Genomic DNA, 7,556 nt, shown 5'->3' with positions numbered 1-7,556 from the left:
TTGCTCAACATTGGTCATTTAAAACGTGACCAAGTTAAAGTAAAACGTTTTCACCAATTTATTTTAGTAAAACTTTTACTAATATCTTTCTCAGATTATTCATAAGCATTTTTCACAATACATCGGCCGTTGTTTTTGCACTGATGTTGAGCCGCGATGAAACCAATCCGCACTCCAACATAAGCGCACCAAGCCGAGGGGAGATCAAAACGTGAACAATTGGGAAAACTTCCAACACTTACACGAGAATCGTATGGCACCGCGTGCGTACTTTTTCTCCTACGACTCTGTTCAGAGCGCACAAACCTTTCAACGTGAACTGAGTCGCCGCTTTATGTTGCTCAGCGGCCAATGGAGATTCCGTTATTTCACCAACCCAATGTTGGTACCTGATGAGTTTTACTCACAAACCATGAACGACTGGGGACACATTACCGTCCCAAACATGTGGCAAATGGAAGGTCACGGCGATCTGCAATACACCGATGAGGGCTTCCCATTCCCGATCGACGTCCCGTTTGTACCAACCGACAACCCAACGGGCGCTTATCAACGCACATTTACACTTGGTCCACAGTGGGATAACCAACAAACCATCATCAAGTTCGACGGCGTGGAAACCTACTTTGAAGTATACGTAAACGGCGAGTACGTCGGCTTTAGTAAAGGCAGCCGACTCACAGCGGAATTCGACATTTCCAAGTTCGTCCAACAAGGTGAAAACTTGCTCTCCGTACGCGTGATGCAGTGGGCCGATTCCACTTACATTGAAGACCAAGATATGTGGTGGACGGCGGGGATCTTCCGTGATGTTTATCTAATAGGAAAAGAGAACATTCACGTCCAAGATCTCACCATTCGCACCGATTTCGCCGACGATTACCAAAGTGCGACGCTCAGTGCTCAAGTCGAATTGGAAAATTTTTCTACCGCTATCGCGTCTGGCTATACGCTGGAATACGCGCTGCATGACAAAGGCACTATCGTAGCCAGTGGTCAATGCGATTCACTGACTATCCAAAACCACCACTCAACAAGCTTTGCGATTGATATGGTGAATCCAACGCATTGGACGGCTGAAAACCCTTACCTTTACCACTTGTTCATTACCTTAAAAGATCACCAAGGCAACGTAGTGGAAGTGATCCCACAACGCGTGGGTTTCCGTGATATCAAGGTGCGTGATGGCCTGTTTTACATCAACAATCAATACGTGATGCTGCATGGTGTAAACCGTCATGATAACGATCACCTAAAAGGTCGTGCAGTGGGTATGGACCGCGTGGAAAAAGATCTGATGTTGATGAAGCAACACAACATCAACTCAGTTCGCACCGCACACTACCCTAACGACCCACGCTTCTACGAGTTGTGTGACATTTACGGCCTGTTTGTGATGGCAGAAACCGATGTGGAAACCCACGGCTTTGCCAACGTTGGCGACCTGAGCCGTATCACCAATGATCCAGCATGGGAAGCGGTGTTTGTTGATCGCGCAGTGCGTCATGTTCATGCGCAAAAGAACCACCCTTCTATCATCATGTGGTCACTCGGTAACGAATCGGGTTATGGCTGCAACATCCGTGCGATGTATGCAGCGACCAAAGCAATTGATGACACCCGTTTGGTTCACTACGAAGAAGACCGCGATGCTGAAGTGGTGGATGTGATTTCCACTATGTACTCGCGCGCACAACTGATGAATTACTTTGGCGAGCACCCACACGAGAAGCCACGCATCATCTGCGAATACGCCCACGCGATGGGTAACGGACCGGGTGGTTTAACCGAATATCAAAATGTGTTCTATGCGCACGACCACATTCAAGGTCACTACGTTTGGGAATGGTGTGATCACGGCATTCTAGCGCGTGATGAACACGGCCAAGAGTTCTACAAATACGGCGGCGATTACGGTGACTACCCAAACAACTACAACTTCTGTATGGATGGCCTGATTTACCCAGATCAAACCCCGGGCCCAGGCTTGAAAGAGTACAAACAAGTCATCGCACCGGTGAAAATCCGCGCCGTCAAAGGTTGCCATGATCGCTTCATCGTTGAGAACAAATTGTGGTTCACCAGCCTCGATGATTACACCATTACTGCTGACGTGCGTGCCGAAGGTGAAACCCTGCGTAGCGTGCAATTCAAAGTCGAAGCTTTGGTAGCTAACAGCGAACGTGAAGTGAGCATCGACTTGCCAGAATTGGATGAGCGTGAAGCCTTTGTTAACTTCACCGTACGCAAAGACAGTCGCACGCTTTACAGCGAAGCCAACCATGAAATTGCGGTGTATCAGTTCCAACTGAAAGAAAACACCGCCACGTTGCCTGCGTTGGTCAACCACAATGTTCAACCATTGGTGCTTGAAGAAAGCCGTCTAGAGCACGTGATCACAGGTCATAACTTCACGCTTACCTTCTCCAAAGTAAACGGCAAGCTGACTTCTTGGCGCGTAAATGGCGAAGAGATCATTCAATCTGAGCCGAGACTGAACTTCTTCAAACCGATGATTGATAACCACAAACAAGAGTATGAAGGTTTGTGGCACCCAGCGCATCTGCAAATCATGCAGGAGCACTTCCGCACACTTGCTGTGGAAGCAACCGATGATTCCGTCTTAATTACGACCACCAGCATCATTGCGCCGCCGGTCTTTGATTTTGGCATGCGTTGTACCTATCGCTATCAAATCAATGCTCAAGGCCATTTGAACGTGGAACTGAGTGGCGAACGCTACGGCGACTACCCTCACGTGATTCCAGTGATTGGCTTGGATTTGGGCATCAACGGCAGCTTTGACCAAGTGAGCTACTACGGTCGCGGCCCAGAAGAAAACTATCAAGACAGCCGCCAAGCTAACCTCATTGATGTTTACCACAGCACCGTCGAGGACATGTTCGAGAACTACCCGTTCCCACAAAACAACGGCAACCGCCAACACGTGCGCTGGGCATCGCTCACCAACCGTCATGGCACAGGGTTATTGGTGAAACCTCAGCAAGAAATCAACTTCAGCGCGTGGTTCTACACCAACCAAAACCTGCATCAAGCGCAACATACGATCGAGCTAGAAAAGAGTGGCTACATCACCCTTAACCTTGACCATCAAGTGATGGGGTTAGGCTCGAACTCATGGGGCAGCGAAGTGCTCGACTCTTACCGCGTGTACATGGACGAGTTCCGTTACGGTTTGACGCTGATGCCTCTGCAAGCAGGTGATTGCAACGCACAAGTGATGGCAAACCATGATTTCGACAACGCGTTTTTCACTCAAACCAATACTCAATCAGTCAACGAGGCGTAACCCATGATCGTGTTAGACAGCTTAGAGCAATTCAAACAAGTATATCGCAACGGTCGTAAATGGAACCGCTGTGTGGAAGCCATTGGCAACATCGGCAACATCAAGGATGGCGTGATGTACTCGATTGGCGATTCACTGGTTTACATGGTTGAAGATGGCATCGCGAAACAAACCGAAATGTTCATCGGTAACCGTCGTTACTTCGATGTGCATTACTACCTCGAAGGCCGAGAAACCGTTGAGTTCGCGGATAAAACCGCGTTGACACTAGAACAAGCTTATCGTGATGAAACCGACCGCGAATTTTTTTCTGGTCAGGGTGAAACACGCGAGCTTTGCGAAGGCCAAGTGGCGATTTTTGAAAACAGTGAAGCGTACCGCTTCCACGGAGAAAACCGCGTAAGAAAAGTGGTGCTCAAAGTGACCATCGAAGATGGCTACTTCCTAAATAAATAAAACAAGAGAAGGGCTGTGGTCACAGCATTACAAGCCCTTCCTCCCTACAATTCCAACGTGATTCACCGGAGATAGAACATGTCTGAATCCAAACGTAATACGATAGGTAAATTCGGGTTGTTATCCCTCACCTTTGCCGCAGTATTTAGCTTTAATAACGTAATCAATAACAACATCGAGATCGGTCTAGCTTCTGCGCCAATGTTCTTTCTGGCGACCATTTTTTATTTCATCCCTTTCTGTTTGATCATCGCAGAATTCGTATCTCTGAATAAAGATTCTGAGGCGGGGGTCTACGCATGGGTAAAAAGCTCACTCGGCGGTCGCTGGGCGTTTATCTCTGCCTACACTTACTGGTTCGTTAACCTATTCTTCTTCACGTCCTTACTGCCGCGTGTTATCGCTTATGCGTCTTACGCGTTCTTGGGCTATGAATACATTCTGACGCCATTCACCACTACCGTGCTCAGTATGATTTTGTTTGCGTTTGCGACCTACGTATCGACGAACGGCGCGAAAATGTTGGGGCCAATTACGTCGGTGACCTCCTCCCTCATGCTGCTACTGACAATGTCGTACATTTTACTGGCTGGCGCAGCGTTGATCGGCGGCGTAGAACCAGCTGACCCAATTACTGCAGAAGCGATGATCCCTGATTTCAGCTGGGCATTTTTAGGCATTACTACATGGATCTTTATGGCGGCAGGCGGTGCGGAATCGGTCGCGGTTTACGTAAACGATGTGAAAGGCGGCTCGAAATCGTTTGTTAAAGTCATCATCATCGCAGGTATCTTTATCGGTGTGCTTTACTCAGTCGCGTCTGTTTTGATTAACGTGTTTGTTCCTAGCGAAACCCTAAAATACACGGGTGGCTCGGTACAAGTATTTGAAGGTTTGGCTGCGTACTTTGGTTTGCCAGAAGTATTGATGAACCGCTTTGTAGGCTTGGTATCCTTCACCGCTATGTTTGGCTCTCTACTGATGTGGACAGCAACGCCAGTGAAAATCTTCTTCTCTGAGATTCCAGAAGGCATTTTTGGTAAGAAAACCGTAGAGCTGAACGAAAACGGCGTACCAGCTCGCGCAGCTTGGTATCAGTTCCTTATCGTTATCCCACTGATGATCATCCCAACATTAGGTTCTAACACCGCTCAAGATCTGATGAACACCGTGATCAACATGACGGCAGCCGCCTCGATGCTACCACCGCTGTTCATCATGTTGGCGTACCTGAATCTGCGCTTGAAACTGGATCACGTCGAGCGTGATTTCAAAATGGGCTCACGCAAAATGGGCATCGCTACCGTATCGGTACTGATCGCTATCTTTACGGTTGGTTTCTTAGCATCGACCTTCCCTACTGGGGCCGACATCATGACCATCATTTTCTACAACGTTGGCGGTATCGTGATTTTCCTTGGCTTTGCTTGGTGGAAGTACAGCCAATACGAAAAATCATTGAATCAGGAAGAGCGCATAAAAGAAGCCGCACCTGCTTCGCAAGCGGCATAACACCGACTCTCAATGACAAACATTCTGGGCACCCTTTGGTGCCCTTTTTTATATGTGAGAGGTGATGGTCGAAGAAACTAATTCGCGTAGCCAAATCCCTTTTTCTTCATTGTTTCGGCTGGAATGCCACAGCATGGCAATATCAAAATCCGCAACGGCGATCGGCGGATTAACAGTAATGAGATCGTCCGAAAAGCCCTCCGCCAACGCCATTTTTTCTGGCACGATGGCAATGAGATCGCGCTTTTTCAATAAATGCCGAATGGTGAGAAAGTTGCGCGACGCCACGGTGACTTTACGGCTCAAGCCATGTTCTGCGAGCTTTTGGTCTACTTGTGTCTTTAAGCTCCCATCGGGACTTACCAGAGCTTGCTCTATGTTCGCGAATGCTTCCAGAGACAGCTGTGTTTCCCCTTTCAACACCTGTTTATCACACATGCACACGTGTTTTTCGGTGTACAAGTACAAGCTCTCAAAGTTGTCATCCAACACCGGCATGCTGCCAATAATGACATCGAGCTTTTCATGTTCAGTTAATGCCACGTAGTTGCTACGATTGACGTTAATAAAACTGATCTGCGCCTCTGGGGCGCGCTGGCGTATTTCGTCATAAAGCCGAGGAGCAAAAATAAACTCGGCATAATCCGTTAACCCAATGCAACATACACCCGCGTAATTTTCAGGTTGGAAGGCTGACTTAGTGAGCAAGTCTTTGGAGATAGAGTCCAGCAAATGATGCACGGTTGGCGCGATGTGGTGAGCGTGCTCGGTGGGCTCCATCTTGTGTCCTTTTCGCTCAAAAAGCGGGTCGTCAAACAACAACCTTAAACGAGACAAACTATGACTCATCGCCGACTGGCTAACGTAACTTTTCTCTGCCGCGACGCTAACGCTTCGATGGCGATACAAGTAGGAAAACGTCACCAATAAGTTCAAGTCAATGTTGCGCCACTGAATGTCCTCTTTCACTCCAACATCCTTATCCCATTTCATTCATAGATGAAATTAAAATCATCAATTTGAGTCATTTTAGAGCATTCGATAAATTAGCAACAATGCTTTTTAGATAAACAGGCTCGACATGTTCACCATATTCAAAACTTTTTTCTGGCTGGGTTGGTTCAGCTTCGGCGGCCCGGCGGCTCATATTGGTTATTTTCGCCAAACCTTTGTTGAGAAACTGAAGTGGCTTGATGACAGCGAGTATGCGCAAATCGTCGCACTCAGTCAGTTTTTGCCGGGACCGGGCTCAAGCCAAGTTGGCTTTGCTTTAGGCTATAAACGCGGCGGTTTAGGTGGCGCATGCGCAGCATTTGTCGGATTCACGCTTCCTTCGGTGATCATCATGTTGGCGCTGGCGATGGTAAGCAGCCAAATCACCGACACCGCAGTGTTCCAAAACATCGTTCACGGCCTAAAACTGCTCGCAGTCGTCGTCGTGGCGGATGCGACTTGGGGCATGTACAAAAACTTCTGCCAAAGTAAACTGACCGCGGGTTTGTGCGTCGCGACTGCGATTGCGTTGCTGGTGGCACCAAGCATCATGACGCAAATGTTCGTGTTGCTCGCAGCAGGTTTTGTCGGCATGCGATATCTGAAGAAAGACTCCGCGCCATCAGCAGAGCCGTTTAAACCGTCTATCGCGCCATTGGCTCTATTTGCGGTGCTTTTACTCGGCTTACCGTTAGTGGCTCATACGTTGCCTATGCTTGGACTGTTTAGTGATTTTTTCCAAGCTGGTAGCTTAGTGTTTGGTGGTGGTCATGTGGTTCTGCCGCTTCTGCAAAACATTGTTGGCGACCAGCTTAGCCAAGATGCATTTTTAACAGGCTACGCCGCTGCACAAGCTGTACCGGGGCCAATGTTCACCTTTGCGACTTTTATCGGTTATGAGCTTTCGGATACGCCAATTTTAGGTGCTCTGATCGCAACGCTTGGCGTATTCCTCCCAGGGTTTCTTTTACTGCTTGGCGTTCTTAAAAACTGGCAAGCACTGGCAAGCAAACCGCTGGTCTCCGGCGCCATCAACGGTGTCAATGCCTCGGTAGTAGGGTTGCTACTCGCGGCACTTTACCAGCCAGTATTTAGCAGTGCGGTTGTTGCTCCCATCGACATCGCGTTAGTGGTTGCGGGTTTCTATCTACACAAAAAGGTCAACCTATCGGTGCTGTGGATGATCGTGTTTTTTGTGGCAGCAGGCATTGTCACGGGCATGATGTAAAAATCTTAAACGACAAACTCTTAGCGGGCACTTAAATACAAGTGCCCGTTTTCTCAA

General features: G+C 48.3%; 5 protein-coding genes. 4 read left to right on the top strand and 1 reads right to left on the bottom strand.

Annotated features, from left to right (window positions below; translation table 11 throughout):
- The first annotated feature begins 211 nt into the window (after nucleotides 1–211).
- The 3 genes from ebgA to CAG69_RS04670 all read left to right on the top strand — a co-directional run bounded on the left by ebgA (nucleotide 212) and on the right by CAG69_RS04670 (nucleotide 5,278).
- On the top strand, nucleotides 212–3,310 hold the full coding sequence (gene ebgA / locus CAG69_RS04680) for a beta-galactosidase subunit alpha (RefSeq protein ID WP_161442963.1): 3,099 nt from the start codon (nucleotides 212–214) through the stop codon (nucleotides 3,308–3,310).
- A gap of 3 nt (nucleotides 3,311–3,313) precedes the next feature.
- A complete protein-coding gene (locus tag CAG69_RS04675) occupies nucleotides 3,314–3,766 on the top strand; it encodes a beta-galactosidase subunit beta (protein ID WP_161442961.1) in 453 nt (150 codons plus the stop codon).
- 78 nt (nucleotides 3,767–3,844) lie between these two features.
- Entirely contained in the window at nucleotides 3,845–5,278 is a 1,434-nt protein-coding gene (locus CAG69_RS04670) for an amino acid permease (protein WP_161442959.1), read from the top strand.
- Nucleotides 5,279–5,326: 48 nt separating this feature from the next.
- Here the strand turns inward: CAG69_RS04670 and CAG69_RS04665 are convergent, their stop codons facing one another.
- Nucleotides 5,327–6,247: a LysR family transcriptional regulator gene (locus tag CAG69_RS04665; RefSeq protein ID WP_394623546.1), complete on the bottom strand. Its 921-nt coding sequence runs from the start codon at nucleotides 6,245–6,247 to the stop codon at nucleotides 5,327–5,329.
- Nucleotides 6,248–6,359: 112 nt separating this feature from the next.
- Between CAG69_RS04665 and chrA the strand changes: the two genes are divergently transcribed.
- Nucleotides 6,360–7,499: a chromate efflux transporter gene (chrA, locus tag CAG69_RS04660; RefSeq protein WP_161442955.1), complete on the top strand. Its 1,140-nt coding sequence runs from the start codon at nucleotides 6,360–6,362 to the stop codon at nucleotides 7,497–7,499.
- Nucleotides 7,500–7,556 lie beyond the last annotated feature (57 nt).

Origin of the sequence: Vibrio sp. V43_P6S15P86 (assembly GCF_009904725.1) — a bacterium.
Taxonomy (GTDB): Bacteria; Pseudomonadota; Gammaproteobacteria; order Enterobacterales; family Vibrionaceae; genus Vibrio; species Vibrio diabolicus.
This window is presented reverse-complemented; position numbering and strand designations above follow the sequence as displayed.

What these genes read in the sequence shown, in the direction of transcription:
- CAG69_RS04675 (WP_161442961.1), top strand. Translation starts at nt 3,314, where the DNA reads ATGATCGTGTTAGACAGCTTAGAGCAATTCAAACAAGTATATCGCAAC.
- CAG69_RS04670 (WP_161442959.1), top strand. Translation starts at nt 3,845, where the DNA reads ATGTCTGAATCCAAACGTAATACGATAGGTAAATTCGGGTTGTTATCC.
- chrA (WP_161442955.1), top strand. Translation starts at nt 6,360, where the DNA reads ATGTTCACCATATTCAAAACTTTTTTCTGGCTGGGTTGGTTCAGCTTC.